The 17946-nt window shown below is 58.3% G+C and carries 14 protein-coding genes; 7 read left to right on the top strand and 7 right to left on the bottom strand.

The features are described from left to right. Positions 1–3 precede the first annotated feature (3 nt). From GN112_RS27815 to GN112_RS27790, 6 genes are all read left to right on the top strand, one after another. The gene (locus GN112_RS27815) at positions 4–2160 is read left to right on the top strand and encodes a DEAD/DEAH box helicase (RefSeq protein ID WP_155313148.1); all 2157 of its coding nucleotides are present in this window, start codon (positions 4–6) and stop codon (positions 2158–2160) included. Between the two features lie 28 nt (positions 2161–2188). Next, entirely contained in the window at positions 2189–3319 is a 1131-nt protein-coding gene (asnA, locus tag GN112_RS27810; protein WP_155313147.1) for an aspartate--ammonia ligase, read from the top strand. A 361-nt stretch (positions 3320–3680) separates the two neighbouring features. Continuing rightward, entirely contained in the window at positions 3681–4637 is a 957-nt protein-coding gene (locus tag GN112_RS27805) for a substrate-binding domain-containing protein (RefSeq protein WP_197743423.1), read from the top strand. Positions 4638–4648: 11 nt separating this feature from the next. Then, positions 4649–6931, top strand: a complete 2283-nt coding sequence (locus GN112_RS27800) for a hybrid sensor histidine kinase/response regulator (protein WP_155313146.1) — start codon at positions 4649–4651, stop codon at positions 6929–6931. A gap of 147 nt (positions 6932–7078) precedes the next feature. Continuing rightward, complete coding sequence (locus tag GN112_RS27795; RefSeq protein WP_155313145.1) at positions 7079–8308, top strand: M24 family metallopeptidase; 1230 nt, start codon at positions 7079–7081, stop codon at positions 8306–8308. Positions 8309–8311: 3 nt separating this feature from the next. Next, on the top strand, positions 8312–8785 hold the full coding sequence (locus tag GN112_RS27790; RefSeq protein WP_155313144.1) for a flavin reductase family protein: 474 nt from the start codon (positions 8312–8314) through the stop codon (positions 8783–8785). A 13-nt stretch (positions 8786–8798) separates the two neighbouring features. Here the strand turns inward: GN112_RS27790 and GN112_RS27785 are convergent, their stop codons facing one another. The 7 genes from GN112_RS27785 to GN112_RS27755 form a co-directional block, all read right to left on the bottom strand. Continuing rightward, positions 8799–11342 (bottom strand): helix-turn-helix domain-containing protein, encoded by a 2544-nt coding sequence (locus tag GN112_RS27785; protein WP_155313143.1) that lies wholly within the window; start codon positions 11340–11342, stop codon positions 8799–8801. Positions 11343–11431: 89 nt separating this feature from the next. Then, the gene (gene ispH / locus GN112_RS27780; RefSeq protein WP_155313142.1) at positions 11432–13156 is read right to left on the bottom strand and encodes a 4-hydroxy-3-methylbut-2-enyl diphosphate reductase; all 1725 of its coding nucleotides are present in this window, start codon (positions 13154–13156) and stop codon (positions 11432–11434) included. A 6-nt stretch (positions 13157–13162) separates the two neighbouring features. After that, positions 13163–13357: a CooT family nickel-binding protein gene (locus GN112_RS27775; protein WP_155313141.1), complete on the bottom strand. Its 195-nt coding sequence runs from the start codon at positions 13355–13357 to the stop codon at positions 13163–13165. 51 nt (positions 13358–13408) lie between these two features. Then, positions 13409–13849, bottom strand: a complete 441-nt coding sequence (locus GN112_RS27770; RefSeq protein ID WP_155313140.1) for a DUF3842 family protein — start codon at positions 13847–13849, stop codon at positions 13409–13411. A 97-nt stretch (positions 13850–13946) separates the two neighbouring features. After that, positions 13947–14471 carry an NYN domain-containing protein gene (locus GN112_RS27765; RefSeq protein ID WP_155313139.1) on the bottom strand — a complete coding sequence of 175 codons (525 nt, stop codon included), beginning with the start codon at positions 14469–14471 and terminating at the stop codon, positions 13947–13949. A 62-nt stretch (positions 14472–14533) separates the two neighbouring features. Then, complete coding sequence (locus GN112_RS27760; RefSeq protein WP_155313138.1) at positions 14534–15457, bottom strand: ParB/RepB/Spo0J family partition protein; 924 nt, start codon at positions 15455–15457, stop codon at positions 14534–14536. A 77-nt stretch (positions 15458–15534) separates the two neighbouring features. Continuing rightward, positions 15535–16311: a ParA family protein gene (locus tag GN112_RS27755; RefSeq protein ID WP_155313137.1), complete on the bottom strand. Its 777-nt coding sequence runs from the start codon at positions 16309–16311 to the stop codon at positions 15535–15537. Positions 16312–16425: 114 nt separating this feature from the next. Between GN112_RS27755 and GN112_RS27750 the strand changes: the two genes are divergently transcribed. Continuing rightward, positions 16426–17844: a M48 family metallopeptidase gene (locus GN112_RS27750; RefSeq protein WP_155313136.1), complete on the top strand. Its 1419-nt coding sequence runs from the start codon at positions 16426–16428 to the stop codon at positions 17842–17844. The last annotated feature ends 102 nt before the right edge of the window (positions 17845–17946 follow it).

The raw sequence follows: 17946 nt of genomic DNA, 5'->3' as shown, positions 1-17946 counted from the left end.
CTGATGAACAGACCTCCCAAAGGCGCCCCCCGGGGGCGCCGACGGTATCCCTCGCGGAAAAAGCATCAGGGCCGGCGATCGGCCCGGCAATCCCACTTCTCTCCCGATGCCGACCCGCAGCTCAAGTCGGTCTTTTCCGACATCGGCACCCCGAAAAACCGGCCCTTCCGCCCCGATCGGTTCCAGACCGAAGCCGTGGCGGCAATGACCGAATCGGACTGTCTGGTCACTGCCCCCACCGGCGCCGGAAAAACCTGGATTGCCGTCCAGACGATTCGCCGTGTCTTCGATGACGGCGGACGCGCATGGTATGCCTCACCGCTCAAGGCCCTGACCAATGCCAAATTGATCGAGTTTTCCGAGATTTTCGGTACCAACCAGGTGGGCATTCTGACTGGTGACCGCAAGGAGCGGCCCGACGCCCCCGTCATTGTCGGTACCACTGAGATTCTGCGCAATCAGCTTTACGATGCCATGCACCAGGGTGTTTCGTTGAATACGGACCTGGTCGTTCTGGACGAAGCCCATTTCCTGGGTGATGAGGAGCGCGGCGTAGTCTGGGAAGAGACCATGATCTACCTGCCCCCGCGCATTCCCCTGCTGATGCTCTCGGCCACGGTGGGCAATGCCGGTGCCATTGCCGACTGGCTGACCGCCATCCGCGGCCGGCCCTGCCGGGTGGTGGCCGAACGCCGCCGCCCCGTTCCGCTTTACCCCATGGTCCTCGATCCCGGCGGCACCCTGTTGCCCCTGAAAGCCAAGGGGGAACGCAGTGCCAGGCGGCTGCACAAAAAAGTCGAACGCCTCGTCAGTGGGAAAAAGGAACCGGAATTTTCGCGTCGTCGCGGATTACCACCCTTTGGCGATATTTTGCGGGTACTGAAAGCCTTTGATCTGCTACCGGCCATCTTTTTTCTCAAATCGCGCAGCGACTGTGATGCAGCCCTGAATCTGTGCCATGGGGCCGTTCCCCTGACCGACGAAAAAAAGGCCCGCATCTTCGATCGGATCAAAAGGTTGACCGACAATTCACCACATCTGGCGCACCACCGCCAGCGCATCCACCTGGAGCAGGCCGGAGTAGCCGCCCACCACAGCGGGCATCTGCCCGGCTGGAAACTGGTGGTCGAAAGCCTGATGACCGAAGGGCTCCTGACCGCCGTGTTCGCCACCTCCACGGTGGCCGCCGGTGTGAATTTCCCGGCCCGCACCGTGGTTTTTTTCAACTCCGATCGCTTCAACGGCGTCGAATTCATACCCCTGGACGCCACCCAGCTGCACCAGATGACCGGCCGTGCCGGCCGACGCGGCATGGATCGCATCGGTTTTGCCCTGGCCGTCCCCGGTCGCTACATGGACCTGCGCCTGGTGGCGCGACTGCTGGCCTCGCGGCCGGACAAGGTGGTCAGCCGCATCCGCATCAACTTCTCCATGGTGCTCAACCTGCTGCTCTCCCACACTCCCGGCCAGGTGGAGGAGCTGCTCAAGCGCTCCTTTGCCACTTGGCTGCTCATGGCCAATGCCGAGGAAAGCCGCCAGAAAAGCCGCATGGCCGGTGTCCACGAAGTCCTGTGGGAGAATTTCCAGCGCCACCTGGCCTTTCTCAAGGAGACTGGCTTTGTGGATACGGATGACCGCCTCACCAGCGACGGTGTCTGGGCCTCCCAGCTGCGCGTGGACCAGCCCCTCCTGGTGGCCGAGTGCCTGCGTCAGGGGCTTTTGCCCGACACGGATGCGGCCCAGATGGCCGGGGTTTTCGCCTGTTTCGTCAACGAAAGGGAGACCGACGACCGCCTCGAAGGCCGGCTGGTGCCCAACCGCCTGAAAAAAACGGTCACCCGCATCCAAAAAAAGCTGACCGGATTTTCCCGCCATATGAAATCCCGGGGATTCGATGTCCGCCAGCTCTACCTGCGCCCGGCGGCCATGACCCACGCCTGGGCGTCGGGATATCCCTGGGAGAACGTGGCCGGAGATTATGGCATGGCCGAAGGCAACCTGGCCATGCTGATGATGCGCACGGCCGACAATCTGCGCCACACCGCCAACCTGCTGAACGTTTTCCCTGACGCCGCGGTCACGGCCCGGGAAGCCATCGGTCTGATCATGAAGCCGCCGGTGGTGGAGGGAAGCGATGCGGATGAAGGCGATGACGCCTGAAAGCGTTATCTCCAGGAGAAGAAACAACATGACAGACAAAACAACAGATTTGGCAGGGCCGGGAATCGGTGATTATGGCAGACTCATTCACGAGCTGCCCGACAACTACCAGTCCCTTCTTCCCCCCATGGAGAGAATGAAGGCTGTCTTTGCGATAAAGAATTACATCGAGACCCATCTTTGCAGGGAGCTCAATCTGAATATGGTTCAGGTTCCGCTTATCGTGGATAAAAACAGCGGGGTGAACGACTACCTGGATCGCGACGGATCGCGAACGCCGGTGGAATTTCCCTGTGGATTGGGACTCGAGGCCCCCATCCAGGCCCAGGTCGTACAGGCCGCCACAAAGTGGAAGCGCATGGCGCTCAATCAGTTTGGCTGCAAGGTCGGAGAGGGCATCTGCACCGATATGCGGGCCGTGCGCAAGGACTACTTCCTTGACCATGACCATAGCGCGTACGTGGACCAGTGGGATTGGGAACGGGTCATCAACCGGGAAGAGCGTACCATCGACTTTCTCAAAACCATCGTTACGCGGATATGGAAGGTGATCCGGGGGGCAGGCACCATGGTTCAGGAGATGTATCCCCAGCTAAGGACTTCCAACTACCCGGACTTTCCGGAGAAGCTCACGTTTCTCCACGCCGAGGAGATACTTGACCGCTACCCGGACCTCCCCCGGAAGCAGCGTGAGACCCGGATTCTTATGGAGCACGCGCCGGCGGTCTTCATCATTGGCATCGGTTGGCCGTTGAAGGACGGCTACCCCCATGAGATGCGCGCCGCCGATTACGACGATTGGGCCAGCGAGACGATCGTCAAAGACGGAGAACCGTATCATGGGCTGAATGGTGACATCCTGGTCTGGAACCCCGTGACCAAACGACGTCACGAGTTGTCGTCGATGGGCATCCGGGTGACGAAGGAAACCTTGAAAATACAGCTTAACATGTCAGACCAGGAAGATTTTCTCAGTCTCCCGTACCACCAGGCGATTATCAATGATCGGATTCCACTCAGTATCGGTGGCGGTATCGGGCAGTCCAGGACCTTTATGTACCTATTGCGGACGGCGCATCTTGGGGAGGTGACCGTCTCGGTATGGCCCAAGCAGCTTAAGGATATCTGTATAAAGAAGAATATCCATTTACTCGAATAGAAGCCGGTGTTGTTTAAAAACAGACTCCGATGTTGCAACATTGGGGGTAGATGGACCCATCGGGTAGTCATGGGTTTTCCCCTCAGCCATTACCACAGTCAGCAACTGAATAATATTCATCGTTTAGATGGATTTATTTTTCTTCTTTACATCGGGCTGTTTCAAAAATAGAATCTTACCAATGACCTCTATCACAGCGGTGCCCTGGCGATTCCTTCTGTGCCGCATCGGCCCGACATCCGTTTAGGGACCGAGAAAACGAGACGCAACGTTCAATATTGATTTCTCCGGCGATTGCCCCCCCCCCAAACCGTTTGATAAAAAGACCGCAGGCCCCCGAGGCTGCCGAAAAGAAAATGCGATGCGTCTCCTCCATCATGTGTTGCGTCTGTTTGTCATTCCCCTTCTGATATCGGTCATGTTCCCGGCGTCCATCGTCTCCGGAGATGAGGGGATGCGGGAAATCGATAAGCCGCCGGTCCCCATTGACTTTACCGACGTTATCGCAAAACCGGACTCCCCGGCCAGCCGCGCGACGCTACGGATTGCCGTCGCCGCCATGATTTCGCCCAAATATACCTACCGCTACTACATCTCCCTGCTGACCCTGATTGGTGAACGCATGGACCGGACGGTGACGTTCGTACAAAAAAAGACCTATTCCCAGGTCAATGCCATGCTCAAACAAAAAGAGCTCGATGTGGCCTTTGTCTGCTCGGGCCCGTATGTACGCGGGAGAGAAGACTTTGGCATGCAGATCATCGCGGTTCCGATCTGTCACGGGAAAACCGTCTATTACGCCAACTTCATCGTATCCCGGAAAAGCGGTCTCGCCTCCCTTGCTGATCTGAGGGGCAAAACCTTCGCCTTTACCGACCCGCTTTCCAACACCGGATACCTGGTGCCGACCTACTACCTGGCCGTGCGCGGTGAGACGCCGGAGACCTTTTTTGGGAAAACATTTTTCACATACAGCCATGACAATTCGATCCAGGCAGTGGCCGATGGACTCGCCGATGGCGCGGCAGTGGATTCATTGATCTATGAATTCATGCAGGCCGCCCATCCGTCCGCCACGGCAGAGACCATCGTGATCGAGAAATCACCACCCTACGGCATCCCCCCCGTTGTGGTACATCCGGCGATGGATCCGGCGATTAAAAAGAAACTCAAGACCATTTTTCTCTCCATCCATCAGGACCAGGCCGGCAAAGCGATTCTGGCGAGCCTGAAAATCGATCGTTTTACCGAAGGCGATCCGGAGCAATATACAACGGTTCGAAAACTGCAAAGGTTCCTCGAATCCAACAGGCGCTAAATGATCACCGTATGAAATTTGCCACCAAAATATTTATCACCGTCTTTCTATCCACAGCGCTGATTATCAGTGGAATGGTCATTGCTGCGCATTTCTGGATCTCGAATCATCACATGCAGACGCACCTCCGCTTCGCCAGGATGCTGGCCCGACTGGCGGCACTGAAATCGGAGAATTACATCCTGAGAAACGATCGCGTCGAACTCTACCGTTTCTACCAATCCATTCTTCAGGTCAATCCCTCCGTCGACTACATTTTTGCCGAAAAGGCGGCCGAAATTCTGGTCCACACCTTCGAAACCGGGGTACCCAAAGGACTGCTGCGCCTGGGCGCCATCAACACGCCCGACACCGCCATCATCACGCCGGTCGCCAATAACCAGGGCGATCTCATCTACCACATCCGGGTGAAACTTGGCGCCCCGGCGGAAACGATATTGCACTTCGGACTTTCCGATAAAAAAATCCGTGCCGAACTGCATTCGTATCGCATGCTCATGCTGATTGTTGGCATCATTATGCTGGCAACAGTTCCCGTCGGCCTGGCGCTGTTTCTCTCCCGGTTCATATCAAAACCCCTTTACGCCCTGAAAAACGGGGTAAAGCGTATCGGTCGCGGAGAGCTGGATTATCGTCTCGCCCTGACCACCGGCGACGAAATCGAACAACTGGTCCATGAAATCAATACCATGGCAGCAAAACTGGAGAAAGCCCGCAACGGCCTGCAAGCCGAAATCGACGAGCGCAAACAGGCCGAGCGGGAACTGGCCAACCAGACCGAACTGCTCAACAACATTTTAAACAACGTTCCGCACCACATCTTCTGGAAAGACCGGGAATCGATCTTTATGGGCTGCAATGCGGCCTTTGCCCGGATGGCCGGTCTGACCACACCGGCAGAGGTGGTCGGCAAAAGCGACGATGACCTGCCATGGGAAAAAACCGAATCGGATGCCTACCGTCAAATCGACAGGCAGATCGTCGAGACGGGCACCGCCATGGTAGATATCGAAGAGGTCCTGACCCGGGCAGACGGACAAAAAAAAACAGTCATCACCAGCAAAGTCCCGCTTCACGAGCCCAAAGGCAATGTATCCGGCATTCTGGGCATTTTTTACGATATTACCGAACGCAAACGAATGGAAGAAACAATCAAGCAGACCCAGAAGATGGAAGCCATCGGAACCCTGGCGGGTGGAATCGCCCACGATTTCAACAACATTCTCGGCAGTATCATCGGCTACAGCGAACTGGCCATCGACGATATCGCTTGTGACGACCGCACATGCGGCTATCTGCAACAGGTTCTCAAATCGGCCATGCGGGCGAAAGATCTTGTGCGCCAGATCCTCACCTTCAGCCGCAAAAGCCGGGAAGAGAGAAAGCCGATTCCCCTTGCCGCAATTGTCAAAGAGGAGGCCAAACTGCTGCGCTCGACCCTGCCGAGCACCATTGAAATCCGGCAGCACATCGATGACAACGCCGGCATGGTCAATGCCGACCTCACCCAGATGCATCAGATCGTAATGAACCTGTGCACCAACGCCGCCCATGCCATGTCCGTGGGGGGCGGTGTGCTCGACATCACCCTGGCCCCGATCGACCTTACCCCGGAACAACTGGAAGGCTATCATGGGGTTTCCCCCGGACCATTCCTGGAGCTTAAAATAGCCGACACCGGAACGGGTATCCATCCTGCCGTTATCCACCGCATCTTCGAGCCTTTTTTCACCACCAAGGAGAAAGAGAAAGGGACCGGCATGGGCCTTGCCGTGGTGCATGGCATCGTCAAGGACCATGGCGGCGACATCACCGTACAGAGCCATCCCGGCCAGGGGACGAGCTTCACGGTCATTTTGCCCAGGGTGGTATCGGACACCGAAAAAAAGGTGTTTCAGTCCTATACGGCGCCGGGCGGTAATGAGCGGGTCCTTCTGATCGATGACGAAACAACGCTCCTGAATCTGGGGAAAAGCATGCTTGAATCGATGGGTTACCAGGTAACGGCGGTCAACGGCAGCCTGGAAGCACTCGAGATCTTTCAGCACGCAGCGGATGCATTCGATCTCGTGATTACCGACCAGACCATGCCCCACATGACCGGATACCATCTGGCCAGGCGGATGATGGCGATCCACCCTTCCACCCGCATCATCCTGTGTACCGGGTACAGTGACGCGATCACCCCCGAAAAAGTCTCTGCCGCCGGGATTCGGGCGCTGCTTTTCAAACCAATCAGCAAAAATGAGTTGGGCCGTACAGCTCGGGATGTTATCGACGGAAACGAAAAATGAGCTTTGACAAAACGGCCTTGCCCCGCTAAGATCCCCGGAAGGTCGGATAACGGTTTCGAATTCACACTTGAAAAGTTGACAATTGGAACGGTGGTCCCGGCATTCGCAAGATGACCGGCACGAAAATGGTTGGCGGAGGAGTGGAAAATGGAAGCACAGCACGCACGATCGGACTACGGGCTGGAGCGGGTTCCGGGGAAGGATATCCAATCCCGCATCACGGCACTTCAGGAATCGCTGGTTGCGGAATCGCTTGACGGCGCGTTTCTGCTTCAGAATGTCGATGTCTATTACTTCAGCGGCACCCTTCAGCGTGCGATTCTGTTCGTGCCTGCCAGCGGAGAGCCGGCGTTGATGGTCATCAAGAGTTTTCAGCGCGCCCGCAACGAGTCCCCCCTCGAAGGGGTTTACCCGTTGAGCGGACGCGAGGCAATATTGCCGCTGTTGGCCGATCTGGGTCATGGCGCCTTCAAACGGGTGGGCCTGGAGCTGGATGTCCTGCCGGCGGCCCAGTACATCTGGTTTCTCAAGAAATTCCCGCAAACCGCGTTTGTCGATGTCTCCCCCGCCATCCGCAGCCAAAGAATGATCAAGTCAGCCTATGAGATCGAACAGATCCGACGGGCCACCACCGTGGTTGATGGGGACTACCGGGAAATCCGCGGGCGGATCCGCGAAGGCATGCCTGAAATCGAGGTGGACGGCCTGCTGGCCGGCCTTGCCCGTCGGGGAGGCCACATGGGCGTCATGCGCATACGCGGGTGGAACCAGGAGATGCCAACCGCCCATGTACTGGTCGGAGAGACCGGGGCCGGGCTCTCCTGTTGTGAGACCCCGGTCAACGGGATCGGTATCACCCCGGCCATGCCCCAGGGGGCCAGCTTCGGGCGGGTGGTCAGGAACCAGCCGATCTATATCGATCATGGGGTAGCGATCAACGGCTATCACAGCGATCAGACCCGTACCCTGGTGATCGGAAAACTCGATGCGACCCTGGCAAGGGCGCATGCCTGCAGCGTCGAAATCCTGAAACAGCTGGAAGCGGAAATCCGGCCGGGGATCGCCTGTTCGGAGATTTATACGATGGCCAAAACCATTGCCGATGCACATGGGCTGGCCGCCCACTTCATGGGTCATGGCGAAGGGCAGGTCAATTTTTTGGGGCATGGCATCGGCCTCGAAATTGACGAACTTCCCGTCATGGCCCCCCGCTTCAACCTGCCGGTTCAGGAAGGCATGGTCTTCGCCCTGGAACCCAAGTTCATCTTTCCGGCCTTAGGCACCGTCGGCATTGAGGATGACTACCGGGTCACCGCCGATGGCCTGGAACGGTTGACACTGACCGAACAGGACCTCCTTTACATCCAACAGGAGTAAATCATGCAAGACGCCCTTTTGAAAAACATGGCCCACATGACCTATGGCATCTACGTGCTCACCACACGCGCCGGCGAGACGATCAACGGCATGATCGCCTCCTGGGTAAGCCAGGTCTCTTTCGACCCGCCGCTCTTCATGGTGGCCGTCCACCCCAACCGCTATTCCCACGAATTGCTCGTCAAGAGCGGCCATTTTGCCCTGCATATCATCGATAAGCGACAGCGCGATCTGCTGGCCCGCTTCAAGGGCCCGGTGGCCCGGGAAAAATTCGACGCCATCGCCTGGAGCGACGGAACGACCGGCTGCCCGATCCTGACCGACTGCATCGGCTGCCTGGAATGCCGGATCACCCAGCACCTGGCGCCGGGCAACCACACCCTCTTTGTGGGCGAGGTGGTCAACGCCATTTTCAATGCCGAACAGACACCGCTGTGCACATTGGATTACGACGGGTGTTACCTGGGCAAAAAATGACCGATCCAGGCCGTCAACTTTCATCAGCAGGGGTACGATCACCGATTGGACCCGCTGATGCAGCGGATTGACGGTTGTCACCATCGGCCGACAGGAATTTCAGGTGAGCCTGGACGAATTTAAGCTCGGCGTAGCTGGTCGCCTCTCCCATGATCTCCTTGACCGTCCGCAACGACGCGGCCCCGGCCTGGTCAAAAGCCGCTTGGATGACCCTACGCTTTTCGGCTGACGGAACCAGGCGCTCCACGGCCACGGTTCCCGTTTCCACGTGGTGGGCCATGTGCCCCTCTATGGTGGATACCGCCAACCCGCGGGTTTCGGCAATCTGGTCCAAGGTCGCCCCCTTTTCGAACAGTTCCAGGCTCACCTGGCGGGTACCCCCGTCCCGGGAAGATGGCGGCGCCTGTCTTTTTGCCTCCTGCGGCGGCGGGTCCGGCAGCGTCACCGTTTCGATGTTGTGCTGCCGGCGGTAATCGGCCACCATGGCAACCAGTTCCTCCCCATACCGTTTGGCCAGCTGGGGACCGATTCCCCGGATCTGTTTCATTGCGTCCAGGGTATCGGGCAGGTGCACGGCGATCTGAACCAGGGGTTTCTGATGCATCACCTGAAAGGCGGGCACCCCCGATTCACCGGCTTTGCGGCTGCGCCAGTTTTTTAAGCGCTGAAACAGATCGGCATGGGCGATGTCCGATTCCCGGTAAGTGACCGCCGCCTTCTCGGTTTTCTTCTTCTGCGGCGCACGCTCGGTTTCAGCCCCGGAAACCGCCCGGAAATAAACGGCCGGAGAGAATCCGTCGGCACAGCTGCCGACAGCGGCCAGCTTTTCCTGGATCGATTGCAGCGCCAAGCGACGGGCCTGATTGATCTTTTTCAAAAGTGCCTGGTTGTCCGTATCAATGGTCAGTTCAGGAATCAGCCGAGCCGGGCCGGCGGCCAGCTTTTCCTGGAAATAGGCCGACGCCTTGGCAATCCGTTCCAGAATCGCCGGGTCGGCCGAAGGAAGCCCGGCGCTTGAAAAAAGCCCCTGCAACTGGCGGCCGAACTTGTCGCCAACGCTGCTGATGTCCACTTCGGTCTGCCGCTGCAGCGCCCCCAAATCGTCGATGCCGCTAAAATGCACCACGCTGGCATTGCCGAACAGCAGGGACACCAGCCGGCGCAGGTGCCGGCGCAACCGCCCGAAATCGAAACATTCCAGCAACAGGCGCTGCTGGTACTGGATCCTGGCCGCCTCGAGCTGCTCCGGGGTGGGCGGCGTCTCTCTACCCTGCTGGCTGAACTGGCGCACCGCCGCATCGGTTTTGATGGCCCGCGTGGAAAGCGGGGTGGAAAGCACAATGCCGTCTAAGGTCCGGCAACGGCTCAGGGCCACGTAAACCTGCCCGTGGGCAAAGGCGGCCTGGGCGTCGATGATGGCCCGGTCAAAGGTGAGTCCCTGACTCTTGTGGATGGTCACGGCCCAGGCCAGGCGCAGGGGATACTGTTTGAACTCGCCGATCTTGTTCTCGGAGATCTCCTGGGTTTCCCGGTTGAGCTTATATTCGATGTTGTCCCAGGTGATCGGTTCAACCTCGATCAGCGCCGCATCCTCCGGGCAGCGGATGCGGATGTGTTTGGACGAGATGTCCGTAATCGTGCCGATCTTGCCGTTGAAATAGCGTTTTTCAGGGGAGAGGTCGTTGCGCACGAACATCACCTGGGCCCCCTTTTTCAGCTCCAGGGATCCGGCCGTCGGATAGGTGTGCTCGGGAAAATCCCCATCGATTTCCGCCTTGAAGGTATGGGTCTTGCCCGTGATGGCGGCCAGCCGGGCATCGTTGATGGCATCGGCGTTGCGGTTATGGGTACACAGGGTGATATAGCCCTCCCCGGCGTCGGGTTCGAAGCCGGGAATGTGCCGGGCATTGAGTTCATCCATTGCCGCCGGATCAACCCGGGCATTGCGGACCTGGTTGAGCAGGTTGATAAAATGGCCGTCGGCCTGGCGATAGATATGCTTGAGTTCGATCGTGATCAGTTCGCTCTGCTGAAGGGCCTGGCTGCCGAAAAAATAGGGCGTGGCATAATAGTCCGAAAGCAGCTGCCAATCCTCGTCCCGGACCACCGGCGGCAGCTGGTAGAGGTCGCCGATCATCAGCAGTTGCACGCCACCGAAAGGCTGCTCGCGGCGCCGGTAGCGCCGCAGGACGCTGTCGACCCCGTCGAGCAGGTCGGCACGCACCATGCTGATCTCATCAATGACCAGCAGATCCAGGTTTTTGATGATGTCGACCTTCTCCCGGCTGAAACGGTACTGGGAATGGGTCGCTTCACTGCCGGGCAAAAAAGGGCCGAAGGGAAGCTGAAAGAACGAATGCAGGGTCACCCCGCCGGCATTGATGGCTGCCACGCCTGTGGGAGCGGTCACCACCAGCCGTTTGGGGCTGTCGGTTTTCAGCGAATGCAAAAAAGTGGTCTTTCCCGTTCCGGCCTTGCCGGTCAGGAAAATATGGCACCCGGTATCGCGCACATAGGCGCCGGCAAGCTGCAATTCGGGGTTAACGGGGGTTTGCATGACCATGAAATCCTCCATCGGGCGATGACCTGTCGCCGTTACTGCCGGTGGAAATGGACGGGGAAAAATGAGTGCCGGTGCGGTCCCGGTCAGAACCAGCCCACCAGCAGGGTCAACAGACCGGAGAGCAGGAAAAGGCTTTCCACCAGAAACTCCAATCGCATGCCGGGCAGCATGCGGCCCTGCTCATGGGCCGTCACCAGAACCAGCATGATCCCCGGACAAAGGGTCAGGAGAAACCCGAGTGGAGCGACCAGTCCGACGGCGGCGGCCAACGCGACCAGGAGGATGGCGGCGGTGAGGATCCCTTTCAGGAGAACGACGGTTTTAACACCACCGAGCAAAATGGGCAGGGTTTCTTTACCCACCATACGATCCCCCTGGACATCCAGAAGGTCGAAAAATGCGGTGCGCGAAAAAACCAGTCCGGTGGCCCAGGCAAACACCAGCAGGATATCGGCGGAAAGGTATCGTTTTGCCGCGATGCCGGGCAAAAGTGCCACCACCACCCCCCAAGCCGCGGCGATAAGGATCGTTTTGGAACCCGGAATATCCTTGATGCGCCGGAATCGGAAATCCAGCCCGGCCGGGACCAGGTAAAGGTTGTAGGTGAGTCCCAAAAGACTCATTAATAAAAGAATCACAAAGGCCGTCGTACCCATCATTGCGGCACACAGGATTCCCGCGGCGCCGGCGGCAATGGCCAGGGCGGACAGCCGCAACCGGTGGGTTTCGTAGAACCGAGCCCGCTCGGGATCGTTGTATTGATCCTCGGCCGTACCGGTGAGGTGGTTCAACAGGTGCATGGAGAGCACGTAGAGCATGGCCGCAGCCACCGGGGCCGAGGCCGGTGTGATCCCCATAAGGCGTGAACAGGCAAAGGCCAGGCAACCGGCACCCAGGGCCACATACCCGTTGGTCAGCAGCAGGGGCTGAACGATCCGGAAACATTCACCGAAGGCGTCGCTGGACCGGGTGGCCGGCAGACGTTCCAGCTCACGGTAGACCCGCTTGATAATCCAGTTGGGAGTGGAGGCACCGGCGGTAATGCCCACGGTCCCAAGCCCATCCAGGCCGCAGCCGCCCAGCTCCGCTTCGGTCTCCACATGGAACGTCGGCTTACCGCTGTCGGCGGCGATCTCCGCCAGCCGTCGGGTGTTGCCACTCTGACGCCCACCCACGACAATCACGGCATCCACCCCTTCGGCCAGCCGTTTGACCTCTGCCTGACGTTTTTCGGTTGAATCGCAGATCGTATCAAAGGCTTTGTAATGGGGGTGGGTTTCGGCGGCCCAGGCTTTGATCGTTTCGTAAAAACGCATGTTCTGGGTGGTCTGGGCCACGATGATGGCCTGGTCGAAGGCCGGCAGCGCATCAAGATCCGCCTGGGTGCTGACCACGTGACCGGAGACCCCGGCGTATCCCATCAGCCCGACCACCTCCGGATGATCCCGGTCGCCGACAATAATGGTGTCAAAGCCCTTGCGGGCATGCACGCGAATGATGGTCTGCACCCGGATGACCCGCGGGCAGGTGGCGTCCACAACATTGAATCCGGCCGCCGAGAGCCGTTTTTTATCCGCCGGCGGCACACCATGGGCCCGGATCAGGACGGTGCCGCAGCCCCGCTCCGGGATTTCGTTCAATACGCGAATCCCTTTTTCGGCAAACAGGGCAAGCACCTGGGGATTGTGGATCAGCGGCCCGTAGGTGTAAATGGGCGCGGCATGCTTGCCCGGTGCGTCCAGGGCCAGTTCCACGGCCCGACGGACGCCCATGCAAAAACCGGCGGTTTTGGCAATCTCGATCTTCATGAACGCTTATGGGGCCAGTTCCCTGAGAAACACCTTGTGATCGACCAGGGAGAGGGAGTGGACCGCGGCCCGCAGAAATTTTTGTTCGCCGAAGATATTGACCAGTTTCAGCCCGTCCTTCTCGGGCGAGACTTCGTCCACCGCCTCCATGACCAGGGTTTCACCGCCATCGGTGATGAGATAGGCGTTGGCTTCGCACATGGTTGTTATCCTTTTTTTCCGGTTGTGATCTATTATTTTACGAATCCGTCGTTATTCGGTGCTGACAATCGGCTTCAGGTAATCAAGAATCAACCGCTCCACCAAATGCGGCAACGGCTCATCCGACACGCCGACAACAGCCACATTCTCCTGGGAGAGCGGCAAAATCAGTTTTCTGGCCGCAGAGCCGGAGACCGCCGCAGCCATCCTCGGTGTCACCTCCCCCATCATGGAATGGGCCAGCAGAATCCCCATGGTGCCGATCACCACATCCACCCGGGACACCGTCTGCACAATGGCATTTTCCCCAGAGGCCCCGCGATTGGCCCTGGCCTTGAGCATCTGGGCGGTGGCAATGGCATTGGTCCCCAGGGCGATAATTTCCACCGACTCGTTGAAATGCTCCTTGATTTTGCGGATGATCGTGCTGCCGATGCCGCCCCCCTGCCCGTCGATGACACATATTTTTTTCGGAAAAAACACTTCAGCCATACGGACTCCTCATGCTTGTAACCGGCCGGCAACCCGCATCCAGCGCCAGATGCTCCGGGAGCGGACTGAAAAAATGATGGGCCTTATCTTTACGTCCCTACAGCTTCTCCATCCGCTGCCTCGTCTTGCGTTTGCGCTTGGGCAGCCGCCGGCCGGGACCTTTCTTACGGGTGGTCGGGACCCATCCTGTAGACTCGATCGGCTCTCCATCCCCCTTGACCGACAGATACCGGGCCATGGCGATCTTATCCTCAAAGGCCGGCGAGGTCATCACCGTCGCTCCGGCCGCCTCGGCGGCGTCCATGACCTCACGGTCACTGCTGACCACCAGCGCCTTTTCCTTTTCACGCCGTGCCATACGCCGGATCACATCGTCGGCACTCTCACCGCCGCTGGAGTAACGAATGGCAATCCCCTTGGCGTGATCCCGGGAGCCGTACAGGGAGGGTTCGTCGGTTCCGTCGAAAACGATGGTGATTTTATGATGTTTGATTTTTTTATACGCCGCCAGAAGATCCACCAGGGCGTCACGGCCCAGTTGCAGATCCTGACGGTCCAGTCCGGCCAAATCACCGGATTGGCGGATCAGGTTGTAACCATCGATAATAATATGGATCGCCATGAATTTAAAGCATCAATGACCGCGTCAACGCGGGTAACGGTTTGGGAAGAATCCTCATCCGATCAGCCGTTGCGCAGCATCCCCAGCAACCGGTCCAGGTCATCGTCGCTGAAAAAATCGATTTCGACGCGCCCTTTCTTGCCCTTGCGCTGGATGCGCACCCGGGTGCCGAAGTGCCGGGACAAATCTTCGGAGACATCGTTGAAGTAGCGCTGATCGGGCGTCGGTTCGGGGGCCTGCGCCGGTTTTTCTTCGGCATTGAGGCGTTTGATCAGAGCCTCGGTTTCGCGCACGGAGAGTTTTTTGGCCATCACCTCACGCCAGGCCACCTGCTGTTTGGCCGGCGTATCGGCCCCCAGGAGGGCCCGGGCATGCCCCATGCTGAGCGCCCCTTCCAGAATGCTCGTCTGGATCGGGTCGGGAAGCTGACGCAAACGCAGAAAGTTGGCCACCGCACTGCGGCTTTTGCCCACCCGCTCGGCGGCTTCCTCCTGGGTCAGGCTGAATTCGGTAATCAGCCGGTGGTAAGCCTCGGCTTCTTCCATGGGGTTGAGGTTTTCCCGCTGGATGTTTTCGACAATCGAAATCTCCAGCATTTTGGCGTCAGAGATATCCCTGACCACCACCGGCACCCGGTCCAGGCCGGCCAGAACCGCGGCCCGCAGTCGCCGTTCGCCGGCCACCAGTTCATAGCCCACATCGTCCCGGCGCACCAGAAGAGGCTGGATAATGCCCTGGCTGCGGATCGATTCGGCCAGTTCGGCCAGTTCCGCATCGGCGAACTGGCGGCGCGGCTGGTAGCGATTGGGCCGCAGCATGTCGATTTCACATAAAAAATAATCTTTGGGTCTCGATGAGGATGCGCCGGAAACCGCGTCCACAACGCTCAGGTCGGGAATCAACGCATCAAGGCCCTTTCCCAGGGCCATTTTCCGTCTTTTTTTGGCACCGGGTCCGGCGCTGCTGTTTTTTGGATTATCTGGCATGCGATGTCCTGAATGAGGGTTGGCTGGTCCGGATCGGAATGAACACACCCGGATGTTCAGCATTACCGGATAACCTGTCAGGCATGTCCGGTATGATTCGCGGCCAGGATCTCCTTGGCCAGGGCAAAATAACTGGTGGCGCCGACCGACATGGCATCGTAAAGCAGGATGGGCTGGCCGAAGCTGGGTGCCTCGCCAAGACGGACATTGCGGGGAATCATTGTTTTATACACCAGAGTCTTGAAATGGCTTTCGGCATCTTCGGCCACCTGGTGGCTGAGATTGGTACGCCGGTCAAACATGGTCAGCAGGACACCGGCAATTTTCAGTTTCGGATTCAGGCCGCTTTTGATTCGCTGGTAGGTCTGAACCAGCTGGCTGAGGCCCTCCAGGGCATAGAATTCACACTGTAGCGGAATCAAAAGCGCGTCGGCCGCGGTCATGGCATTGACGGTAAGCAGACTCAAGGATGGCGGACAGTCGATAATGATGTAATCAAACGCCTTCACCACCGGCTTCAGCAGGTGCCGCAGGGCCTGTTCCCGGTCCGGCCGATCCATCATCTCCACATCAAAGCCGATCAGTTCGACCCGCGCAGGCATCACCTTGAGAAACTCAATCTGACTGTCGACAATAACGGCATCCGCGCTGGCATCGCCGATCATTCCATGATAAAGGGTTTTAATCAAATGGGATTTATCCAATCCCACCCCCGTCGTGGCGTTGGCCTGGGGGTCGCAGTCCACCAGCAGGGTCCGCTTTTCACAAACGGCCAGTGCGGCGGAGAGGTTGACAGCCGTGGTGGTTTTGCCCACGCCCCCCTTCTGATTGGCGATGCAGATGATTTGTGCCATGGCGCTCAGCTTTAACACAAAACATGCTGTTTGAAAAGTAGATTAGAATGTGTCATCCTAAGATCGAAAAAGCCTTCAAACAGCTCTCTCAAAACGTTCTGGAAGAAACCCAATATGCTGATATATAAAAAAATTATTACCGTTTTAACTCTCGGCGCATTTCTCTTCGGCACAAGCCTGATCATCGTACCCGAAGGGCGCTGCATCACCATCCAGGAGGAGCGTGAACTGGCCAAGGAGTTCATGGCCGTCCTCAAGACCACATACACCCTGATCGACGACCCGGTGATTGTGGATTATGTCAATGCGGTGGGCAACCGCATCATGGCCGCCATCCCGTCACAGCCGTTCAAGTACAAATTCTACGTGATCCAGGAGGATGTCTACAACGCCTTTGCCACGCCCGCCGGCCACATTTTTATCAACAGCGGCCTGTTTGCCGCATTGGCGTCCGAAGAGGAACTGGCCGGTATCCTCGGCCATGAAATTGCCCATGTGGTCTGCCGGCACATCTCCCAGCGCATCGAAAGCTCCAAAAAAATCGGAATGGCCAGCCTGGCCGGCATGGTTGCCGGTGTGCTCTTGGGTGCCGGCGGTGCCGGTGCCGCCGCCAGTGCCCTTACCGTGGGGTCGGTGGCCGCCGGCCAGACGGCGGCGCTGGCCTACAGCCGTGAAAACGAAACCCAGGCCGATCAACTGGGACTGGGCTATCTGACCGGGGCCGGCTACACTGGTGAGGGCCTGCTGACCTCCCTGCAGAAAATCCGCAGCAAGCAGTGGTACGGATCCAAACAGATTCCCACCTACCTGACCACGCACCCGGCGGCGGAAGCCCGCATGAGTTATATCGACAACTGGCTCCACCAGAACCGAACCGAATCTGCCCCGGCACGGGACGAGACGGGGGGATTTCCACTGGCGCATACGCGAATTGTCGCCCTCTACACCGACGCCAAAAGTGCCCTGGCCTATTATGCGTCGAGCGTGGCCGCATCGCCAGGCGACCCACTGGCGCATTACGGCTACGCCCTGGCCTTGACTCGTTCCGGCAAATGGAATGAAGCCATCGACCACATGCAGCGGGCCATCGAGGGCAACGCCATGGCCACGCACATGCTCCAGGATCTGGGCAAAATCTATTTTCAGGACGGGCAGTATAAAAAAGCCCTGAACACCCTGGCCGCCAGCCGCTCCGAAACATATCCCGAAGGCCAGCTCTACCTGGGCCGCAGTCAGCTTGAACTGGGGCAGCTGGCCGCAGCCCGGGAGACCTTCGACAATCTGGTGCGCTACCATGAAGACTACACCCAGGCGTATTACTATCTGGGGGAGAGCAGCGGCCGCCTGGGAGACATGTTCGCGGCCCACTACAATCTGGGCCGGTTCTATGGGCTGAAGGGGGATCGGGAAAATGCCAATTTCCATCTGAATCGGGCCATGAAACTGGCCGCCAGCGACGCCCAGCGGGAACAGGTTGAACGGCAGATCGAAGATCTGGACCCCAAGAAAGACAAAAAATCAAAGGCCGGATGATGGAGCAACCGAATTTTGGTTTTGGATACCGGCCAAGGCAACGAAAAACCGCTCGCTGAGGAGGGGTTTTTGGGCAACGGTGTTAATTGATCTTAATTGATC

This window comes from Desulfosarcina ovata subsp. ovata, from assembly GCF_009689005.1.
GTDB lineage: Bacteria > Desulfobacterota > Desulfobacteria > Desulfobacterales > Desulfosarcinaceae > Desulfosarcina > Desulfosarcina ovata.
The sequence above is the reverse complement of the archived record's forward strand: the minus strand, read 5'-3'. Positions and strand labels throughout refer to the sequence as shown.